This is a genomic window from Desulfovibrio sp. 6_1_46AFAA (genome assembly GCF_000224635.1).
GTDB lineage: Bacteria > Desulfobacterota > Desulfovibrionia > Desulfovibrionales > Desulfovibrionaceae > Desulfovibrio > Desulfovibrio fairfieldensis.
On record NZ_JH114305.1, the window covers coordinates 1 to 17,971 of the forward strand.

Genomic DNA, 17,971 nt, shown 5'->3' on the forward strand with positions numbered 1-17,971 from the left:
CGCGCCACTCTACTCGAGACCGAAGCCTCTTTCGCGTTCGACTTGCATGTGTTAAGCACGCCGCCAGCGTTCAATCTGAGCCAGAATCAAACTCTCCAGTTCAAATCTGTATCAAGATTCCTGCTTGGCAGAAATCAGAATCTCAAAGACTCTTTCTTCCCACTCGCTATTCACTTGTCAATGAACCACCCGAGGGCCTCCGCCCCCTGCCGCTCTTCTCAGCGGCGCGGTGCAGATTTATGCACCATCCCCTTGGCTGTGTCAACAACTTTTTTCGTTCCGGCAAAGTTTTTTTCGCCGTGCCTCGAAAGGCCCAAAAACGTGTTGTTCAGTCGCGGGAAGTGGAAGATATCCATCCGCCCCTCATCTGTCAACGCTTTTTTGTAAAAAAGTTGCCAGGCTACCCGGAATATCACCGCAAAGCCACGCACGGCAACGGCTTGCGGAAAACTATACTTAGTCCAGGTTCACTGCCAATGGCATACCGAGCGGCCCCTTATATCCTTTCTCTTGATCAAGTTACTCTTTCATCCTCCTCAGAGTCGCCCGAATTTGCCCTCTCCCCCACACCATTACTTCACGCCGAGTGCGCCCCCAAATATTTCGTCATCTGGCGAAACATGCTTGACATTCAAATCCACCCCTCCTATATTTCGCTTTAGAACGAATTGAAAAGGATATTCATCTGCAAACACCGGACAGCACCAGCTTAGCCGGGATGATGACGGAGAAACCCATGTTCACCTTTCTCAACCTGGTCCGCGCCCTGGGGGACGAGAGCCGCGTCCGGATACTCATGGCCCTGCGCCACCGCCCCCTGTGCGTCTGCGAAATCACCACCCTGCTGGGGCTGGCGGCGTCCACCACGTCCAAGCATCTTTTCCTGTTGCGGCAGGCCCGGCTCATTGAGAACATTAAGAAAGGACGCTGGGTCTATTACCGCCTGCCGGAAAACCCCACGCCCAGCGTATGCGACGCCCTGGCATGGCTGGAAAAGGAACTGGCCGACAACCCGCAGATATTGCAGGACGCCGCCGCCCTGCCGGGCATATTCCACAACAAGAACATTCACGCCTTTCTGGAACAAAAGCACATTCCCGCCGCCACTTGCGGCGCTGAAGACGCGGAAAACCAACCTACCCACAGCGGGAGAAAAAGCCATGTGTAACAGCTGCCCCCTTGAGGAACATCGCTGCTCCTGCAGCGCCTGCTCAGACCACGATCATGGGCACGAGCATGAAACGTCCGGCGGCGAGCGCCGGGAATTGCTGCTCATGGGCGTTTCCACCGTGCTTTTCGCCGTGGGCATGCTGGTGGACACGCGCCTGGAAGCCTTTCTGCCGTCCTGGCTGGTGTCAACCCTCTGCTATGTGCTGCCCTACGCCCTGTGCGGCTATGACGTGCTCCGCCAGATGCTGCGCAATATTATGCGTGGCGATATCTTCAATGAATTCACGTTGATGGGCGGCGCGACCATCGCGGCCATCGCCCTGGGCCAGTTGCCCGAAGCCGTGGGCGTGATGCTCTTCTACCGCATCGGCGAATTCATGCAGGAACGCGCCGCGGGCAACTCACGCCGTTCGGTCAAGGCTCTGCTGGCGGCCCGGCCCACCACGGCCCACGAGCTGTTGGACGACGGCGCCACACGGGACGTGAGCCCCGAAGACCTGGGACCGGGCAGCCGCATTCTGGTCCGGCCCGGCGAAAAAATTCCCCTGGACGGCACAGTGCTGGAAGGCGAATCCCAGGTAGACGCCTCGCCCCTGACCGGTGAGTCCGTGCCCGTGCGCCTCTCCCCCGGCGGACAGGTCCATGCCGGGACCATCAACCTCAACGGCGCGCTGACCGTGGAAGTCACGGCTCCCTTTGCGGAATCCTCCATTGCCCGCATTCTGGAAATGGTGGAAAACGCGGCGGCCCGCAAGGCCCCCACCGAACGCTTCATCACCCGCCTGGCACGCTGGTACACTCCGGCGGTGAGCGGCCTGGCCCTGCTGGTGGCCGTGTTGCCGCCGCTCTTCGGCCTGGGGAGCTTTCAGGAGTGGATTTACCGCGCCCTGGTGCTGCTGGTCATTTCCTGCCCCTGCGCCCTGCTCATTTCCATTCCGCTGGGTTACTTCGGCGGCATCGGCGCGGCTTCGCGCCGGGGCATCCTGATCAAGGGCGGCGCGGTGCTGGACAATCTGCGCGACATCCGCGTGGCCGCCTTTGACAAGACCGGCACTCTCACCGAGGGAGTATTCGAGGTCAATGCCGTACTGCCCATGCCCGGCGTCAGCCGCGAGGAACTGCTGTCCGTCGCGGCCCTGGCCGAAAGCCGTTCCAATCACCCCATCGCCCGCTCCGTGCTGCGCGCGGCCCTGGCGGCGGGCCTGGGCACGGAAAAGGACGCCGCCGTCAGCGCCATGCGCGAAATTCCGGGCAAGGGCGTGGAAGTGACGGCCGACGGCGCGCAAGTATTGGCGGGCAACGCGGCTCTGCTGGAGGCCCGCAATATTACGCCGCTGCCCGTGGACATGCCCGGCAGCGTGGTGCAGGTGGCCCGCGACGGCCGCGCGCTGGGCGCGCTGGTGGTTTCAGACCGGATCAAGCCGCAGGCTCCCGGCGCGCTGGAAGCCCTGCGCCGCCTGGGCGTGGATGTGCTGGCAATGCTCACCGGCGACCGCCAGAGCCAGGCCAGGCCCGTTGCCAAGGAACTGGGACTGGATGTGCTCAAGGCCGACCTGCTGCCCGAGGACAAGGCCAGCGCCCTGGAAGCCCTGGGCCCCACGCGCCAGACCCTGATGGTGGGCGACGGCATCAACGACGCGCCCGTGCTGGCCACCGCCGGAGTCGGCGTGGCCATGGGCGGCCTGGGTTCGGAAGCGGCCATTGAAACCGCGGACGTGGTCATTCTGGATGACAATCCCCAGCGCCTGCCGGAACTTCTGCGCATCGCCCGGCGTACCCGGCGCATTGTCTGGGAAAACATCGTCCTGGCCCTGGGCATCAAGGGCCTGTTCATGGGGCTGGGCATTGTGGGCCTTTCCGGCCTGTGGGAAGCGGTCTTCGCGGATGTGGGCGTGGCTCTGCTGGCCGTGCTCAACGCTTCCCGCGCCGGGCGGATCTGAGCGCGGCCACGGCCGTGACGGTTTGCGTGGAAAAGGGCGGGGGTTTTGGTCCCCGCCCTTTCTTCATATCCGGCCTCACATCCGGCTCCCCGCTGGGGCGGCCCCGGCCGGACCGCGCCGCAGCGTGACAAGCGCGATTTCCGAGGGCACATCCACGCGCAGGGGAAAGCCGTTCCAGAGCCCCGCGCCGGAACTGACATACAGAGGCATGCCCTCAACCCGGTACCAACCCCGCACATACCCATGATTGAACAGGGCCACCAGGGCGCTCAAGCCCGGCGCGTGACCGCCGTGGGTATGGCCGGAGAGCTGCAAATCCACATCTTGCCGGGCATTGCGCGGGGCATTGCCCGGCCTGTGGTCAAGCAGAATGCGCGCCGTCCTGTCCGGCGCCCCGGCCAGGGCCGTAGCCAGGTCCGGTTCGGGCAGGCCGAAGCGGGCGGCCACCGGGTCGGTGACGCCGGCCAGCACCAGCTCCCGGCCGCGTATGCCAAGCACCTGATGGCCGTTCAACAGCATGGTGATGCCCAAATCGGAAAAAATCTCCGTCCAGGCTTTGAATCCACTGTAATACTCATGGTTGCCCGCGCAGGCCAGCACGCCGTGCCGGGCGCGCAACCGGCGGAGCTCGGCCGCGCTCTCCGCGTGCGCCGCGGGCAACCCGTCCACGATGTCGCCGGTCAGAACCACCACATCCGCAGCCTGGGCGTTGACCCTGTCCACCACGGCCCTGACCCAATCCTTGCCCAGCAGCGGGCTCATATGCAAGTCACTGATCTGCGCCAGCCTGAGGCCGTCCAGGGCTTCGGGCAAACGGGGCAGGACGACTTCCCTTTGGCGGACCTGGGGAACGGCCACGGCTTCATAGACCCCGTAGGCCGTAGGGGCCAAAACCAGCCCGGCCAGAGAAGCGCGACCCAGAACGGAAGCCGGAGCGGCGGCCAGGCCCGAAGTCAGAAAACGCCTTCTGCCGACGGAAAAAGCGGGGCCTTGCCGTTTGTCCCGCCACAAGGCGCGCCTCGCCAGACGCACGAGCCGGACGCCCAGGCAGAAAACATCCCGGACCAGCACCAGCACGAAGAGAAAAAGCAGGCTGGTAAACAGCCAGCCCTGGAGCATCAGCACCCACGCCGGCAGATCGGGCGCGGACAGTCCCCCGAAAAAGAGACCGTTCAAAAGATGCTCCTGCGAAGCGAGAAAAAGCGCGACTGCCGCCGCAGCCTTACCCACGCGGCTCAGGCCCGACGGCAGCACCAGCCGGAAAAAGAGATATAGGAAAAGCAATGCGGCAGGCAGATAGAGCATCACAGTGCGGCCTCCTCGGCGGGGGCAGGATCAGAGGTGGATTAGGGTCCGGCCGGAGGCTGGGAACAACAACACGTTCAAACCAACCCGTGGCCAGCTTGTTCCAGGGCGGCCAGAGCTTCGGAGAATTTCTCCCGCTTCACCAGGATGTAATCCGTGGCATAGGTGGACACGGCAAAAATGCTGATGCCGCGACGCGCCAGCAATCCGGCCAGTTCCGCCAACACGCCCACCAGAGAGAAATCCAGCGCCCCCTCGATGCGGAAGGCTTTCCAGCCGTCCTCACGGGCCAGGGCATTGTCCGGCGCTGTTTCGCTCCGGCAGACCAGGGAAAGTTCCTGATCCGTCTTGCCCAGAAAAAGGAAATCGTCCGCAAAGGAAATGCCTTCCGGGCCGCCGAGTTGGCAGACGGAAAAATCCCCGTCCAGAACCTTGATGATCATCCCGACTCCCGTCTGTTTAGAGCGTTTTGATATTAAAAATATCTTAACGCTCTGTGCGGATTTTTCGTGAAAACCCGCACCGCGAAATTATCGCAAGGTGAATTCACTTCGCCGTTAAGCGATAACTTCAAGCGCAAAATGCTCCAGAAACAGCCTCTAGTGCCGGATCAGTTTCCGGCAGTGGAAAAAAGGCGTCAGATGCCGGGTCCAGCGGGAAAAGAAGCGCACGCAGAAGCCGGTCAGCACGGCGGCGATCACCGTGCCCTCGCGCAGCCCCACCACATTGTGCAGTACGGCAAAGGACAGACCGGCGGCCAGGGCAACCAGGGAAAGGTCAAAGAGCACCTTGATGTTGCCGAAAATTTTACGGGCGCGGTAGGCAATGGCGATGACGATGCCCTCACCGGGCTGCACTGTGGCATTGCTGACGATCTCCAGGCTGATGCCCAGGCCCAGCACGCCGCAGCCGGTCAGGCAGAGCAGAATCTGCAGGGGGTAGACATCGGTGACCAGAGGTCTGGTCAACCACATGCAGATGTCGATGAACACGCTGAACAGCAGCACCGCCGGTAGTTGCAGGAGATGGGCCGGGGAGAATTCCTTCCGGAGCAGGACCTTCTGCAAAGCCACGAACAGCAGGTTGAGCAGAAAGGTGGCCGTGCCCAGGCTGAGCGTGAAAATGGCCCCCAGGGCATACGGCAGGCTGGTGATGGGTGTAGTGCCCAGATTTGAATTGGTAACCAGGGCGATGCCCAGGGCCATGACAAAAGATGCAAAGCAAAAACCCATGTAACGTCGAACGAATTCTTTTTTCTTCATAAAGGCCAGTCTTTCAGGAAAGCAGCAGCTTCAAATGCTTATAAGCCCTGGCTGTGGCCATGCGGCCGCGCGGGGTGCGCTTGAGAAAGCCGCACTGAATCAGATAGGGCTCATAAATGTCCTCAATGGTCCGCACTTCCTCGGAGCAGGCCACAGCCAGGGTTTTAATGCCCACGGGCCCGCCGTCATAGTGGGTGATCAGCACTTCCAGGAGCTTGCGGTCCATCTGGTCCAGGCCGTGCTCGTCCACGTCCATGCGCTTGAGGGCCGCCGTGGCCTCCCCGCCCGTGACCTGCCCGTTGCCGCGAATCAGGGCGAAATCCCGTACCCGGCGCAGCAGGCGGTTGGCGATACGCGGCGTGCCGCGCGAACGGCGGCCGATCTCCTCCGCGCCATCCGGGGTCACTTCCACGCCCAGAATGCGCGCCGTGCGCCGCACCACCCGGGCCAGATCCGTGGGGCTGTAGTACTCCAGTCGGGCCACAATGCCGAAACGGTCCCGCAGGGGCGAGGAAATCAGTCCCATGCGCGTGGTGGCCCCCACCAGGGTAAAGGGTTCCAGGTCGATCTTCACCGTGCGGGCCGCCGGGCCCTGGCCGATGACCAGGTCCAGCTTGAAATCCTCCATGGCCGGGTAGAGCACTTCCTCCACGGCAATGGGCATGCGGTGGATTTCATCCACAAACAAGATGTCGTGGCGGCCGAGATTGGTTAGAATGGCCGCCAGATCGCCGCTGCGTTCCAGCACCGGCCCGGAGGTGCAGACCAGATTGACGCCCAGTTCGGAAGCCATGATCTGGGCCAGCGTGGTCTTGCCCAAGCCAGGATTGCCGTAAAACAGGGTATGGTCCAAGGCCTTGCCCCGCTCCCGCGCGGCGTCCAGATAGACGCGCAGGTTGGCGCGCAATTCATCCTGGCCGATGAAATCGTCCAGACTGCGCGGCCTGACGCTCTCGTCCAGACCCGCTCCGGAGTCCGGGGCGCTCATGCCGTACTCCGGCCCCGGCGGCGTCCCATCCCATTCCGCCATCACGATCTCCCCTTGGCCAGCGCCTTGAGCGCGGCCCTGAGCGCGCCGGTCACATCCAGATCCGGCTCTTCATGCAGGATCTTTTTGACCAGAGGCGCGCATTCCTCTTCGGCATAGCCAAGATTGGCAAGGCCATCAAGCACATCCCGGAAGACCGAGCCGGGCCGCCCGGAGGCGGCCAGCACGGCGGCCTGGGGCACATCCTCAACCTTGAGCTTGTACTTGAGCTCCAGAAAAACATGCTGGGCCGTCTTCTTGCCGATCCCCGACACGCGCGTGAGGGCCAGCACGTCGTCCTCCAGCACCAGACGGCGCAGATCGTCGGGCCGGAAAATGGACAGGATGGCCAGGGCCGTGCGCGCCCCCACCTTGGAAATGGACACCAGCACCTCAAAGGTCTGGCGTTCCTCAAAACTGGCGAAGCCGAACAGCTCCAAGGCGTCCTCGCGCACGGCAAGGCTCGTGTACAGGGCCAGCTGTTCGCCCCGGTCGGGCAGGGCCGCCAGCGTATGGGCGGGCAGGGCCACTTCATAGCCCACGCCCCCTTCAGTGACGATGAGGCAGGCATTGCCCCAGGTTTCGGCCAGGCGTCCTTCAAGATAGGCGATCATACAACTCTCGGATTAAGGTCCCACCTCACGGCAAAAGCCGCGCGCCCCCAGAGCAGATTAACTTTGAAATTTTACAAAGTTCAAAGTTGGCATTCTGGCGAAAAACGTGGTTTTCGCCAGAATCCACGCCACTTCGTGGCGGCTGCCGCCTTCGCGTCAGCAGAGCAATTTCAAAGTGAAATTGCTCTAAGAAGCGCGGCCGCAATGCGGGCGTGGGGACCGCATTAAATGAATGCAAAACAATGGTTTTGGCAAGTCCCCTGCACAGAGCTCCCGTTTCCGGCCCCGGATTCCACGGGCAGCGGAGGTGGGCTCAGAACAGAAGCAACAAGGAGCCCGCGGTGATCAGCAGACCGCCCGCAATAACCTTCAGGCTGACGGGCTCGTGCAGAAAGACCATCGCCAGTATCATGGCCAGGGGGACGCTGAGCTTGTCCACGGGCGCGACCCTGGAAACGTCGCCCAGCTGCATGGCCTTGAAATAACACAGCCAGGAAAGCCCCGTTGCCAGGGCCGAAAGCAGCAGAAAAAACAGCGTGTGGCCGTCAAGGCTTCTGAGGCCTCTGGCCGCGCCGGTACAGAGCACAATACCCCAGGTCAGCACCAGGATGAAACTGGTTCTGATGGCCGTAGCCAGGTTGGAATCCACATTTCCGACGCCGAGTTTGGCAAAAATGGCGGTCAGGGCCGCGAAGAAGGCGGCGCCAACGGCATAGACACTCCACATGGGCGTCAGCCTCCGATGCCCACCATCTGCCTGTCCGCCACAGCCGCGCCCGCGCGCCGCGCGCGCAGCAGATCCGCGCCCACGGGCTTGTCCGCGCAGGCCCGGCGGATCACTCCCGCCAGGATCTCGTCCGTGATCCGGGGATGGCGCAGCAGGCCGCGCAAACGGTATTCCTTGTCCGCGAACAGACAGGTGCGCAATGCCCCCTCACTGGTCAGGCGCAGGCGGTTGCAGGTCAGACAGAAATGATTGGTCAGGGGCGAAATAAAGCCCAGCCGCCCTTGGCCGCCCTCAATGCGGTACATGCGGGCCGGGCCGGATTCGGCCTCCGCGCCGGGCTCGTCGGGGGATACAGGAATCAGGCGCGCGCGGCGCGCGGCTTCCTCCCGGATGTCGTCAGCGGACCAGAAATTTTCCGGGCTCCAGAGCGTGCCGCTGCCCATGGGCATGAATTCGATGAAGCGCAGATCCAGGGGCATGGTCCGGGCCGCGTGCACAAAATCGTCCATCTGCCCGTCGTTGACGCCCCGCATGGCCACCACATTGATTTTCACCCGCACGCCCGCGGCCAGCAGGCCATCCAGCGCGGCCAATACCGGGGGTAACAGGTCCCGGCCCGTGACCCGCGCGAAGGTTTCGCGGTCAAAACTGTCCAGGGAAAGGTTGACCGCGCTCACGCCGATCCGCCTCAACAGGGGAATATGCGGCTCCAGCAGGGTGCCGTTGGTGGTCACGCGCAGATCCATGTCCGGAAAACGCGCGTGCAGCATAGCCAGGAACTGGCCGCACCCCTTGCGGGCAAAAGGCTCCCCGCCGGTCAGGCGCACCTTGCCGATGCCCAGGGAAGCGGCGATGCCCACCATGCGCGCCATTTCCTCATAGCGCAGGACCTGCTCATGGGGAATGCAGCGCTGTTTGGCGTTGCTGCGGCAGTACAGGCAGCGCAGATTGCAGCGGTCCGTCACTGAAAGGCGCAGATATCGCACGCTGCGGCCGTGGCCGTCATGCAAGGCGCGCATAAGCCTCCCCGCCGCCCGGAAGTGGCCAGTTGCCAAGAACGCGAAATGGATTTACATCTGCCTGCATGAAACACCTGCTGCTTTGGGCGGCCATCGCGGGCTGCCTGGTTGTGCCGCTGACGGTTCTGGCCTGGGACGGCTTTGACGCCGCCACCACCGACCTTGTGGAAATCACGCCCGACAGGCTGCCCTCCCAGGGCGACACAGTGGACGTCCGCAACTACGATACCGACACCAGCCAGACCTGCCTTGTGGAAACCGTGACCCGCAACGCCCGCACGGTGGAGGTGGTGGTGCGCACGCCCAAGGGGCTCAAGCGCACCCTGGTCATGGAAGGCCGTTAGGGAAACACTGAGTAACGGCCTTTTTGCCCTCTGCCTGCGTCCGGCCCACTCCGTGCGAAGGTTGAATATGTTTTGAATATACGCCCTGCGCCCGGAGTTCCCCGTCCTTGGCAGAGAACAAACATCTTCATTAATCAGCGCGTCCTTAAGAGCATTCCAACGGTGGCATTCTGGCGAAAAACGCGGTTATAGTTGCTGTCGATCCCCGTATGACTCTGTTGTCGCCAACGGGGAAGCCCTTCGGGATGCCTTCGGTCGCTTCGCCGGAATCCACGCCGCGTTGCTCTTGATGCCTGTATGCCCTTTGGGCTACAGGCACGGCCCTACGGGCCGCCCGTCGTGTCGGTCTTCGCGCCGCGCCGTGTGCGGCGCTAGAGCAATTCCACATTGAAGTTGCTCTAGCTTTTCCCTTCTTCCTCTTCTTCCCGCTCATAGCCCGGCAGCAGTATGCCGGCGCTTTCGGTCTGCCCCTGGCCCTTGGGGCAGTGGCTCTGCATGTGGCAGATCTCACAGCCGCCCCGGAAGGGGAAATGGGTCACCACCGCGTAGCGGCGGCTGAGCAGGGATGATTCCTCACTCTTGTAGGGCAGCCCCAGACCGGCCAGGACCTCGCGCAGCGCCGACGTGGGACGCGGCGACGGCGCGCAGCCCCCGTCCTCCACCTCGGGCAAGAGTTCCTGCACGGCGGCCATGCACAAAAACTGGGCCAGGTTATTGATCAGAAAGCCGTCGGACGGGGATTTGCCCCAGGCTTCATCCACGGCTTGTTCCACGCTCTCCGGCAGCCAGATCGCCAGATAGGAAATCTTGCCCGTGCCCACTTCGTACGCCTTCAGCTCCGGCAGCCATTCTCCCCAGAGCTTCACAAGTCGTTCCAGAACGGCTCCGCCCAAGCGCGTTTCCCGGCTCATGTTCATGAAGGCTTCCATGTCGAAATACGGCTGGATCTGACGCTCGGCAATGCTGGTCTCGCTCACAGGATCTCCTTAAAAAAAGAGGACAGGATTGGAGTGCGAAGCGTGCCGGAAGCGGCTGACTGCGGGCACGCCCTCTCACGCTATTGTAACCAAGGGACGGGCATCGTCAAGAGCGCGGGCGCGGACAATCCGCCGGGGCGCGTCGGCTTTACTTCCCCACGCGCCTTGCGTATTTATGGGGCGCATGTATTCCGGCGACCTTTCATCAAAAGGAACTTCCATGAACAAAAACGATGCTCCGCCCTCCAAAATCCGCTACAAATATGAAATGGCGCCCGAAGCCCGCCTGCAGACAGCCCACGGCGTCTGGGGGGGGATCAACCCCCAGGGCGAAATCGAGATGAATTTCTACCATGAGAGCGACTGTCTGCCCGCCTATTCCGAGCGGCTGATCGCGCCGGACGGCTCCATCGGCCACGAAATCACGCCCGAGGATGACGAGCAGCGCGGGGTCACCCGCCATATCCACAGCCGCGTGCTGCTTAATTACCACACGGCCCGCGCCGTTCTGGAATGGCTGGAAGACCGGGTGGCCGCCCTGGAAGAGGAAGGGCCGCCGGACATGTACGATACGGACTCGGGCATTGAACAGTAGGGGCTGTTTCTAAACTGTCCTTTCGCCCCCTGTCTGCGTCAGGCTCGCCCCGTGCGACGGTCGGGTTTGAATATGCTCCCTCAGCCCAGGACTCGCCTTGCTTTAGCCGCAGGCGAACTTGTGAGCCGTACGGATAACGGCGGCAATTGGTTACGCAAAATGTGATTCGGGGAAATTGCAGTCGCTATCCGTAGTGATGCTGTCTTGATCCGTAGCAGTGCTGTCCTTATCTGTACGCCGCCCTGCGGCTACAGCTAAGGCAATACGGCTTCGCCGTGAACGGCTCAGGCAAGCCGCCGACGCGGTAGCGGCCAGCGCCCTTGGCAGAGAACAAAAATCCTGATTTAGAAACAGCCCCTGGCAAACGTGCGACCATGACTGAAAAAAGTTTCCATATCATCACCTTCGGCTGCCAGATGAACGTGCACGACTCCCTGTGGCTCGCGCGCGCCCTCACGGCGCGCGGTTTCACGGAAGCGCCGCTGGAAGAGGCCGGGGTGGTGGTGGTCAATACCTGCTCGGTGCGCGAAAAACCGGAACAAAAGGTCATGAGCGCGCTGGGGCGGATACGCCAGGTCACGGGCGGCAATTCCGGCGTGCTGGTGGCCGTGGCCGGCTGCGTGGCCCAGCAACTGGGCACGGCCTTTTTCGAACGTGAAAGCCAGGTGCGCCTGGTGGCGGGCAGCGACGGCATCAGCGGCGCGCCCGCGGCCATTGAGCGCCTGCTGGCCGAACCGGATCTGCGCCTTTCCCTGCTGGACTTCACCAGCCATTACGTGGAGCGCGAGCCAGGCGCGGACGGCCCCTCCGGCCCGGTGGCCTACGTGAACATCATGCAGGGCTGCGACAATTTCTGCGCCTACTGCATCGTGCCCTTCACCCGAGGCCGCCAGAAATCACGCGCCACCCCGGCCATTCTGGACGAATGCCGGACCCGCCTGGACCAGGGCGCGCGCGAAATCACCCTGCTTGGCCAGAACGTCAACGCCTTCGGGCACGACAAGAGCGGCGACGGCGTGAGCTTCGCTCAACTGCTGGCCCAAGTGGCCGCCCTGCCCGGCCTGGAACGCCTGCGCTTCGTGACTCCGCACCCCAAGGACATGGGTCTGGAGGACGTGGCCGCCTTCGCGGAACTGGCCCCGCTCTGCCCGCGTCTGCACCTGCCCCTCCAAGCCGGTTCCGACGCGGTACTCACGCGCATGCGGCGCAGATACGACCGGCGCGGCTTTCTGGAACTGGTGGACAGCCTGCGCAAAGCCCGACCGGATCTGGCTCTTTCCACGGATCTGATTGTGGGCTTTCCCGGCGAGAGCGAGGAAGATTTTCAGGCGACTCTGGAGATGATGGAAGCCTGCGGCTTCATGTCCAGCTTTTCCTTCTGTTACTCGGACCGCCCCGGTGCGCGGGCCGCGCTTTTCCCGGACAAAATTCCGCCTGAAGTCCAGCAGGAGCGTCTGCTGCGCCTTCAGGCCCTGCAGGATCGGCTCAGCCAGCGCTGGCTGGACGCACGCGTGGACCGGGAAATCTGCCTGCTCATCGAGGGCAGAAGCCGCAAGGATGGCCCGGACGGGGAAAGCAGCTGGCAGGGGCGCGATCCCTACGGCGCGTTGGTCCATGTGGCCCTGCCGCCGGAGGCGGACCATACCGGGCGCATGGTGCCGGTGCGCATCATTGAAGCCAAGAAGCACAGCCTCATGGCCCGACGGGCGGGTGATATATGGTAGAAATGCGCGTATTCGGCCTGACCATTGATCCCCAGACCAAAACGCCCATCGTCATCCTGCGGGAGATGGACGGAGATGTGGTGCTGCCCATCTGGGTGGGAGCCATGGAGGCCATGGCCGTTTCCCTGGTGCTCAACAATGAGCGCCTGCCCCGCCCCCTGACCCACGACCTGCTGCTGATGAGCATCAGCGCGCTCAAGGCCGAGTTGGTCAACGTGGAAATCACAGACCTGAAGGACGGCGTCTACTACGCCCTGCTGGTGCTGCGCGGCCCTGAAGGCCGGGTGCGCGTGGACTGCCGCCCCTCGGACGCCATTGCCCTGGCCCTGCGGGCGGGCGCGTCCATCCTGGTCAATCCGGATGTGCTGCGCCGCTCGGCTGAAGCCCAGAGCAAAGCTGAAGAGCGCCTGCGCGAGGAGAGCCCGCCGGTCCAGCCCGCCGACGCGGCCACGGACATGGTGCGCAAGGCCGGCGCGCGCAAAGAGGTGGACATGCTCAACGGCCTGTTGAGCCGCCACGGCAGCCTGCCCGGAGAGGATGACACTACAGAGGACCAGAAATTCCGCGACCTTCTGCGCTCCCTGGACCCTGTTTCCCGCCGTAAAATGTAAGGCCGCCCCCTCCGCCGCTTTCCGCGCGCCCTTTCCGGCTCGCCAGGCCGCGCCATATGCCCTTACCCCACCAATACTAGTTTTTTTCTAGAAAATTTCAAATATTAATATATTGATATAATTATTTATTTTAGACTTATCAGACTCCCGTCCCATAGCCGTCCCTAAAGATTTTACCCTTATATTCCGATAGGCAGGGCATACCACGGATGGAAAAAACTATGTTGGATTACCGCCGTTTTAAAGAAATCAACGACCTCTTCGCCTCCGGCCAGCCGGAAAAAGCCCGCCGCCTGCTCATGGAAATGCAGTCGCGCTGCATCGCCCTGCGCGATGAAATGAGCATGCTCAAAATCCGGCTGCAAACCCTTGAGGATATTCTCTACCTCTCCCAAAATCTCTATGAGGAAAACGGTTTTTACTGGTTGCGCACCGCCGGGGTTAAACAGGGACCGTTCTGCCCGCACTGTTATGAAAGCGAAGGCGGTCTGATACGCCTGGAAAAACAGAGAAAAGGCTTGAGCTGCCCCTACTGCAATGCCGATTACAAGAGCCGCATCAATATCATGGCCGAAGTTGGCGAGCCTTTTACCGGCCGCCAGGCCCGAATACTTCCCTTCGCCAGATAGAGCATGTAACGCTTGAAGTGCTCGTTTGCGGCGAGCAAAGCCGGTTTATCCGCGTTTCGCGGCAAGAAGCCGTAGACAAACTTGCGGAGCCGAAGCCCCGCGAGAACAGGCGGCGAAAAAGCCGGGTCCGGCACTTGCCGGACGACAAAAGCGGCTATACTATATGTATAAGGTAAAGGCCACGGCGGCCGATGTGGCGCCGTGGCCTTTCGTGTATGCAAGGAAGACCCCATGACCAGCCGAAACAGCAGCCTGCCCGGCGTTCTTCTGCTCAGCGAAAGCGAGGCTCTCGCCGCTCTGGACAGACGCGCCCTGCGCGACGCGGGCGTGGCCCGGATCCGGGTCATGACCTCGGGCATCCAGGCGGCCCGCATTCTGGCGGGCCTGGCCACGGACAGCCAGGGCTTCCAGCCGGACATCATCGTCTGCGGCCAAAAACTGGCGGATATGGACGGTGAACAATTCTGCGCTATTCTGCGTCTGCATCCCCGCCTGCTGGCCCTGCCCATCCTGCTGATCCTGCCCAATGACAGCGAAGTGGAGCAGCTCAGAACCCTGGGCTGCGGCGCCAGCGCACTGCTAGGCAGGCCCTATTCGGTGACTTCGCTCAAGGAGCAGCTGGTCACGCTCGCCGCCTCGCAGCCCCGCCTGACGCAATTGCAGCAAGCCGCGCGCTATACCGACACCAAGGCCTTTGACGCGGCCGTGGCGACCTACGGCATACTGCTCAAGCCCGTACGCCAGCCCGAGGATTATTTCCGCGTGGGCATGCAGTGCCTCCAGCAGAACCGCTGGAACAACGCCATCAATGCCTTTCAACGGGCTTTGCGCAACGCCCAGATCAAGGGCGAGGCGGAGCTGGGCATGGCCGTGGCCTGGAAAGGCAAGGGCGACCTTTCGCGCTTCCGCGCTTGGCTGGCCAAGGCGGCCGCCACTTTCGTGCGCGCCCGGCGCTGGCACCGCGCCCGCGCCGCTTACGCCCGCCTGCTTCAGGAAGATCCCACGGCCAAGAACCCCTTCCTCAGCCAAGCCCGGCAGCTCATGCGCCAGGGCCTGTACGACGAGGCCGCCGACACCCTGGCCCAGGGTTTCGAAGTGACGCCCAAGGCCCAAGTCTGCGACAAGATCGCCCAGACCTGCCTGGCCGCAGACGAGCCCGAGCGCATGCTGCGGGATCTGGAGGCCAGTCTGGGGCGCGCCATGGGCGCGCGGGGCAACCGCCTGAGCGACGACATTCGCGACAGCCTGGAAGCCTTGGTCCGCGAGCAGGAAAACCGCCGCCGCCAAGCCGCGGCGGAACGGCAGTGGAAAGTGTCGCGCCTGCTGGCCGGGCAGAAGGAAGACGCGGAGGAAACAGAAGCCGCGCCCGCTCCGGAAGCCACGGCGGAAAGCGAAACAAAACCGGCAACCGAGGCACAGGTGGAGACGCCGGAAACAGAGACTCTGGAACAGGCGGCGCCCAAATCTCCGGCAGCGGGCCGGGCGCGCACCAGCCGGATTATTGCCACCAGCGTCATGCCGCCGGAGGAAGGCGCTTCCCGCCCCGCCCTGGATCTGGGCCTGGACGAACTTCCGCCGCCCGGCGGCGACCGGCCCGGAGCAGGAGCGAACGGACGCGGCGCGAACCGTTCCGGTTCGCCGGATCAGGCCGGGATTCTGTCTCCCCTCAGTGAAGCCGAGGCCACCAGCGGGCTCTTCACGGGCCGCCCCAGACTCAATGAATTCCTTTCGGTCATGAAGCTGACCTGGAAGCTGGCCCGCCGCGACAAGAAGTAAAGCTCAACTCCAGGGGCTATTTCTAAATCGGGATTTTCGTTCTCCGCCAAGGGCGCAAGCCGTTGCCGCGCCGAAGGCTTGCTTGAGCCGTTCACGGCGAAACCGTGTTGCCTTAGCTGTAGCCGCAGGGCGGCGTACAGATAAGGACAGCACCGCTACGGATAGCGACAGCAATTTCCCCGGATCACATTTGCGCAACCAATTGCCGCCCTTATCCGTACGGCTCACAAGCTCGCCTGGGGCTAAAGCAAGGCGAGTCCTGGGCTGAGGGAACATATTCAAACAGATCCGGCCTTCGCACGGGGCGAGCCTGACGCAGGCAGAGGGCCGAAAGGACAATTTAAAAACAGCCCCTAACGGCGCACGCGCGCCCGAATGGCCGCATCCCCCAGATGGTGCAGAAAACGCACCCGCCAGAGATAGCAGCAGGCCCCGAAGCTCAGCGCCGTAATGTAGGCGATCCAGAAACCCGCAGGGCCCATGGCCGGAACGATCCAGTTTGTGCGGGCCAGGGTAAAGCCCAGGGGCAGGCCGATGACCCAGTAGGCCAGAAAGCAGATCACGCTGATGATCCGCGTGTCGTTATAGCCGCGCAGGACGCCCAGAGCCACGGTTTGCAGGCCGTCCACCACCTGATAGCAGGCCGCGTAGAATAAAAGATGCGCGGCCAGGGCCGTGACCACGGGATCATCGTTGTAAATCCGCACAATGCCGTAACGGAAGGCCACCGTGCAGACGGCGATAGCCAGAGCGAACAGCACGCTCAGGCCCAGGGCCGTGCGCGCGGCCACCCGGGCCTGCTCCATTTTGTCCGCGCCCAGGCAGTGTCCCACCCGGATGGTGGCGGTCATGCCCAGCGCAAGGGGAAACATGAACATCAGGGTGCTGAAGTTGGTGGCGATCTGATGCCCGGCCACGGCCACCGTGCCCAGTGGGGCCAGCAGGATGGCTGTCACGGCAAAAAGCGAGACTTCAAAGAACAAGGCCAGAGCGCTGGGCAGGCCGATGCGCAGGATACGAAGAATCAAGGCCGGGTCGAAACGTGGATAGTCCGGGGCGGAACCGTCCCTTTGGCGCGCGGCGCTCCGGGAAAACAGAGGCGCGTAGATGGGGTGCAGATCCCGATACTGCGGGTCGCGGCGCAGGTAATAGAACATGGCCAGGGCCATGAACCAGTAACAGAGCGCCGTGGCCACGCCGCAGCCTACCGCGCCTAGGGCGGGCAGGCCGAATTTGCCGTAAATCAGCACATAGTTGCAGGGCACGTTGAAGGTCAGGCCCAGCATGCCGATGATCATGGCCGGGCGCGTGCGCGAAAAGCCCTCCAGGAAGCTGCGCTGGTTGACGAAAAGCATGAAGCCCGGCATGCCCCAGAGAATGGCCCGCAGATAGCCCCCGGCCAGGCGGGCCAGCTCCGGCTCAAGACCGAAGGCGGCCATGTGCCAGGACACGGCGTAAAACAGGCTCATGAACAGCACGCTGATGCCGCAGGTGAGCCAGATGCCCTGGCGCAGCAGATGCGCCGCGCCGTTGCGGTCGCCCGCGCCCACCATCTGGGCGGTCAGGGGCGGCAGCGCGAACAGGCTGCCCAGGCCCAAAAGGGAAAGCGGCGCCCAGATGGAACCGGCCACGGCTACGGCGGCCATATCCTCGGCGCTGGCTTGGCCGGTCATGGCCGTGTCCGCGAAGTTCATGCCCACCTGGGAAAGCTGGGCGATAAAGATGGGCAGACCGATGGCGTAGAAACGCCGGGCCTCGGTCCAGGAAAAAAAGCGTCGGCTCATATGCGGGGCCTCTGAAAAATAAAGTGTACTTTCCGGCCGGCGCTCCGGCCTGTCGGCGGCAATGCGCCGCAGTCCGCGCCTGCCGTGAAAAATCGGGCGAGATCCACAGGGCTCCACAGGGCGATGACGAGCATTGCCTTGTCAGGCCATGCGGATGGGGCGGTTTGTCCGAAGGCGCTTTGCGGGACAAATTCCGGGACCGTCTCCCAAAAGACGGATCAGAACAGTTCAAGTATCAAATACTCTCAGGCACGGCCCAAGAGGCAAAAGACGCTCTCAGAAGAAGCCCTCTGGGGTTGTTAACACTATGGAATTTTTGTTCGCCTGCAAGGAAGATAAACCCGCTTTAAGGGAGTGTACTCTTGACTCCGTCGTTGCAGCGAAGCTGCTTACGAATGAGGACAGCAGCGATCTGGTACTCGACCGAAAAAGCAGGGAAAATCTGACGCAGCAGGCGGGCAAAAAGA

Annotated in this window: 17 protein-coding genes and 1 rRNA gene; 8 read left to right on the forward strand and 10 right to left on the reverse strand. The window is 62.8% G+C overall.

The genetic code is table 11. The annotated features are described in order from the left end of the window. Window positions 1-102 (reverse strand): 16S ribosomal RNA (locus tag HMPREF1022_RS18705); the annotation flags it as partial. A 634-nt stretch (window positions 103-736) separates the two neighbouring features. On the opposite strand from HMPREF1022_RS18705, the gene HMPREF1022_RS14850 reads away from it, so the two are divergent. Beyond that, window positions 737-1,168, forward strand: a complete 432-nt coding sequence (locus HMPREF1022_RS14850) for an ArsR/SmtB family transcription factor (RefSeq protein WP_009303783.1) — start codon at window positions 737-739, stop codon at window positions 1,166-1,168. Next, window positions 1,161-3,110 carry a heavy metal translocating P-type ATPase gene (locus HMPREF1022_RS14855; protein ID WP_009303784.1) on the forward strand — a complete coding sequence of 650 codons (1,950 nt, stop codon included), beginning with the start codon at window positions 1,161-1,163 and terminating at the stop codon, window positions 3,108-3,110. The genes HMPREF1022_RS14850 and HMPREF1022_RS14855 overlap by 8 nt, the downstream gene beginning before the upstream one ends. Before the next feature lie 75 nt (window positions 3,111-3,185). On the opposite strand, the gene HMPREF1022_RS14860 is transcribed toward HMPREF1022_RS14855, so the two are convergent. From HMPREF1022_RS14860 to moaA, 7 genes are all read right to left on the reverse strand, one after another. Continuing rightward, complete coding sequence (locus tag HMPREF1022_RS14860) at window positions 3,186-4,415, reverse strand: metallophosphoesterase (protein ID WP_009303785.1); 1,230 nt, start codon at window positions 4,413-4,415, stop codon at window positions 3,186-3,188. Window positions 4,416-4,492: 77 nt separating this feature from the next. Continuing rightward, a complete protein-coding gene (locus tag HMPREF1022_RS14865) occupies window positions 4,493-4,858 on the reverse strand; it encodes an ACT domain-containing protein (protein WP_008685992.1) in 366 nt (121 codons plus the stop codon). 156 nt (window positions 4,859-5,014) lie between these two features. Next, on the reverse strand, window positions 5,015-5,677 hold the full coding sequence (locus HMPREF1022_RS14870; RefSeq protein ID WP_147568308.1) for a YczE/YyaS/YitT family protein: 663 nt from the start codon (window positions 5,675-5,677) through the stop codon (window positions 5,015-5,017). A gap of 13 nt (window positions 5,678-5,690) precedes the next feature. Beyond that, on the reverse strand, window positions 5,691-6,665 hold the full coding sequence (gene ruvB, locus HMPREF1022_RS14875) for a Holliday junction branch migration DNA helicase RuvB (RefSeq protein ID WP_083823339.1): 975 nt from the start codon (window positions 6,663-6,665) through the stop codon (window positions 5,691-5,693). Between the two features lie 41 nt (window positions 6,666-6,706). Continuing rightward, window positions 6,707-7,318, reverse strand: coding sequence for a Holliday junction branch migration protein RuvA (gene ruvA, locus HMPREF1022_RS14880; RefSeq protein WP_008685997.1), 612 nt, complete (start codon window positions 7,316-7,318; stop codon window positions 6,707-6,709). A 313-nt stretch (window positions 7,319-7,631) separates the two neighbouring features. After that, on the reverse strand, window positions 7,632-8,045 hold the full coding sequence (locus HMPREF1022_RS14885; RefSeq protein ID WP_008685998.1) for an EamA family transporter: 414 nt from the start codon (window positions 8,043-8,045) through the stop codon (window positions 7,632-7,634). Window positions 8,046-8,050: 5 nt separating this feature from the next. Continuing rightward, window positions 8,051-9,064, reverse strand: coding sequence for a GTP 3',8-cyclase MoaA (moaA, locus tag HMPREF1022_RS14890; RefSeq protein WP_008685999.1), 1,014 nt, complete (start codon window positions 9,062-9,064; stop codon window positions 8,051-8,053). Window positions 9,065-9,129: 65 nt separating this feature from the next. On the opposite strand from moaA, the gene HMPREF1022_RS14895 reads away from it, so the two are divergent. Beyond that, the gene (locus HMPREF1022_RS14895; RefSeq protein ID WP_008686000.1) at window positions 9,130-9,408 is read left to right on the forward strand and encodes a DUF5334 domain-containing protein; all 279 of its coding nucleotides are present in this window, start codon (window positions 9,130-9,132) and stop codon (window positions 9,406-9,408) included. A gap of 398 nt (window positions 9,409-9,806) precedes the next feature. Here HMPREF1022_RS14895 and HMPREF1022_RS14900 read toward each other — a convergent pair whose 3' ends face one another. Next, window positions 9,807-10,385, reverse strand: coding sequence for a hypothetical protein (locus tag HMPREF1022_RS14900; RefSeq protein ID WP_008686001.1), 579 nt, complete (start codon window positions 10,383-10,385; stop codon window positions 9,807-9,809). Between the two features lie 220 nt (window positions 10,386-10,605). Here HMPREF1022_RS14900 and HMPREF1022_RS14905 point away from each other — a divergent pair, with 220 nt between their 5' ends. The 5 genes from HMPREF1022_RS14905 to HMPREF1022_RS14925 all read left to right on the forward strand — a co-directional run bounded on the left by HMPREF1022_RS14905 (window position 10,606) and on the right by HMPREF1022_RS14925 (window position 15,720). After that, window positions 10,606-10,980, forward strand: a complete 375-nt coding sequence (locus HMPREF1022_RS14905) for a hypothetical protein (RefSeq protein ID WP_008686002.1) — start codon at window positions 10,606-10,608, stop codon at window positions 10,978-10,980. A gap of 374 nt (window positions 10,981-11,354) precedes the next feature. Then, a complete protein-coding gene (gene miaB, locus HMPREF1022_RS14910; protein ID WP_009303792.1) occupies window positions 11,355-12,704 on the forward strand; it encodes a tRNA (N6-isopentenyl adenosine(37)-C2)-methylthiotransferase MiaB in 1,350 nt (449 codons plus the stop codon). Next, window positions 12,698-13,315, forward strand: a complete 618-nt coding sequence (locus HMPREF1022_RS14915) for a bifunctional nuclease family protein (protein WP_008686004.1) — start codon at window positions 12,698-12,700, stop codon at window positions 13,313-13,315. Before miaB ends, HMPREF1022_RS14915 begins: the two co-directional genes overlap by 7 nt. Before the next feature lie 221 nt (window positions 13,316-13,536). Next, window positions 13,537-13,944 carry a hypothetical protein gene (locus HMPREF1022_RS14920; protein ID WP_008686005.1) on the forward strand — a complete coding sequence of 136 codons (408 nt, stop codon included), beginning with the start codon at window positions 13,537-13,539 and terminating at the stop codon, window positions 13,942-13,944. Between the two features lie 231 nt (window positions 13,945-14,175). Further along, window positions 14,176-15,720 (forward strand): response regulator, encoded by a 1,545-nt coding sequence (locus HMPREF1022_RS14925; protein ID WP_009303795.1) that lies wholly within the window; start codon window positions 14,176-14,178, stop codon window positions 15,718-15,720. A 353-nt stretch (window positions 15,721-16,073) separates the two neighbouring features. Here the strand turns inward: HMPREF1022_RS14925 and HMPREF1022_RS14930 are convergent, their stop codons facing one another. Then, complete coding sequence (locus HMPREF1022_RS14930; protein WP_008686007.1) at window positions 16,074-17,504, reverse strand: MATE family efflux transporter; 1,431 nt, start codon at window positions 17,502-17,504, stop codon at window positions 16,074-16,076. Window positions 17,505-17,971 lie beyond the last annotated feature (467 nt).